The 2,245-nt window shown below is 45.0% G+C and carries 2 protein-coding genes; both read left to right on the top strand.

Annotated elements, in window-relative coordinates; genetic code table 11:
* Window positions 1-635: 635 nt before the first annotated feature.
* Window positions 636-1,133: a reverse transcriptase N-terminal domain-containing protein gene (locus tag QUB06_RS34400; RefSeq protein ID WP_333439296.1), complete on the top strand. Its 498-nt coding sequence runs from the start codon at window positions 636-638 to the stop codon at window positions 1,131-1,133.
* Window positions 1,129-2,245 (top strand): reverse transcriptase domain-containing protein (locus QUB06_RS34395; protein WP_333439298.1); only part of this gene is annotated, 1,117 nt, incomplete at its 3' end. The genes QUB06_RS34400 and QUB06_RS34395, both read left to right, overlap by 5 nt.

Below are 2,245 nucleotides of genomic sequence, written 5' to 3'. Positions count from 1 at the left end.
CCCTGAGTTCGGGTAGGACAGACCGGCGCGACCTGAACTGGTCGTTTAGTAAGGAGAGCCTACTCTCCTAATGGATTCACACCCACTACCCTTACGTAAAGAGACTCGTTAGAGTCTGGTCACGACTAAGTAGGTAACGAAAAAGTCGGAGTGCAGACCACGAACGTAGCCGAAACTAGCAGCCTGAGCTGGTTTAGGAGCAAGAGGGAAAGTTTCCAATGGTGAACGTAAGTGAACTATCACTAAAACTGCGTCATCCTACAAAGAGCCAAATAAGGCTGAAAGGCTCTAACCAAAAAGGTAAGTGGATAGGATTTATGATTCGGTGTTTCATAAATCGTGTGAACACGCATCTCCACCGCAGGAAAGATAGCACCTAACGGAAACTAGAAAACTAAACGATACAACAGGGTAAGCCCTACAGAGTCTAGGAGAGGTCGAACACTCTTAGTAGGTCTGAGGTAACAAAGACGGAACTCTCTGGAGGGTAAAGGATAGAAGAAAAAGCGAATGCTGGTTTGTAACGAACCAGATAGGGATTGAAACATCACCCCTGACCGAAAGGAAAGCAGACTTATTCTGGGTCTTCTACGAAAGAAACTTAATCAAAGGAATCGAATTCAAGGACAAGTTAGATGGTGTCATCACTGACAACAAACAGACTAAGAAAACGGCTTGAAAGCTGGAACCAAATTATCTGGAATAAGCTTAACAAGCTCGTTAGAAACCTACGTCAAAGAATCTTTCGTGCGAGAAAAATTGGTAACTTCCGTAAACTACGAAGTTTGCAGAAGTTGATGATACGAAGCTACGCAAATTTGCTACTGTCAGTTCGACGTATCACCCAGACCAATCAAGGTAAAGCAACGGCAGGCATTGATAAAGAATTAATCAATACCCCGGAGCAACGAGTGATTCTGGTAAATAACTGGAATGGGGGAAACCTCAAACCAACCCGAAGGGTGGAGATACCGAAGCCTAACGGGAAGAAACGACCGCTCGGCATCCCGACCGTGCGAGACAGAATTGAACAGGCAATAGTAAAGAATTCACGCTTAACCCGAATGGGAAGCCGTATTCGAGCAACATTCCTACGGATTCCGACCGGGAAGAAGCTGTCAAGATGCCATTGAGCAATGCTTTAACAAAGTAGGGTTCAACAAAGCAGGCGGACACAAATGGGTTCTAGAGGCAGACATCAAGGGATTCTTTGACAACATCGCCCATGAATCCATCCTGAACATGATGGGCAACTTCCCCAAGAGAGAACTCATCAAAGGATGGTTAAAAGCGGGGTTTGTGTTCCAAGGAAAATTACACACCACGGAACAAGGCACACCACAGGGCGGCGTTATTTCGCCGCTACTTGCCAATATAGGTTTGCATGGCTTAGAAAACTTTATAAAAGCCACCAATCCGAAACTTGGAGTGGTTCGATACGCTGATGACTTCATTGTCACGGCTAAAGACAAAAACAGTCTAGAAACTGCTCAAACTCTGATAAAAGCATGGATGTCAAAAAGAGGACTTGAGTTAAGCGTTGAGAAGACGATAATCACGTCAATGGAAGATGGCTTCGACTTCCTGGGGTTCAATTCCCGGCACTACGATGGAAAACTCCTAATTAAGCCGTCCAAAAAGAAGGTATTAACCTTCTGCAAGCGACTGGGAGAGGAGGTCAGAAACCTAAATGGTGTAGAACAGGAAGTCTTAATTAAGAAGCTCAATCCAATTCTCAGAGGTTTTGCCAACTACTATAAAGGGGTAGTTAGCAAGGAAACCTTCGGCTACATCCGATACAGATTGTGGCAATACCTTTGGCGTTGGGCAAAGCGTAGACACCCCAACAAAAACAAGAAATGGGTTCGGAAACGTTACTTCAAAACTATTAAAGGCAACAACTGGGTATTCGCTTGTACCACAAGCGACCGAAGAGGCAAAGACAAAGAACTTACCCTATACTCAATTGCATCTACTCCCATTGAGCGCCATATAAAGGTTAAAGGTGACGCCAGTCCCGACGACCCCTCGTTAAAAGAATACTGGGACAAGCGCCACCAGAAGCTTGGAAAAACCCGCTTCAATAAAGGCTCTAAGCTTTATACGATAGCAGATAACCAAGACTGGAATTGTCCAGAATGCGGCGAACCCTTATTCAACGGGGAAGAAATCGAAACCCATCATATAGTACCTGTGGTTGAAGGAGGAACAGACGACGTGGAAAACCTTCGACACTTACACAAAG

Source organism: Microcoleus sp. D2_18a_D3, from assembly GCF_036702455.1.
In the GTDB taxonomy this organism is placed as follows: Bacteria; Cyanobacteriota; Cyanobacteriia; order Cyanobacteriales; family Microcoleaceae; genus Microcoleus.
The sequence above is the reverse complement of the archived record's forward strand: the minus strand, read 5'-3'. Positions and strand labels throughout refer to the sequence as shown.

Coding starts and splice junctions, on each gene's coding strand:
- QUB06_RS34400 (WP_333439296.1), top strand. CDS start 636: ATGGTGTCATCACTGACAACAAACAGACTAAGAAAACGGCTTGAAAGC.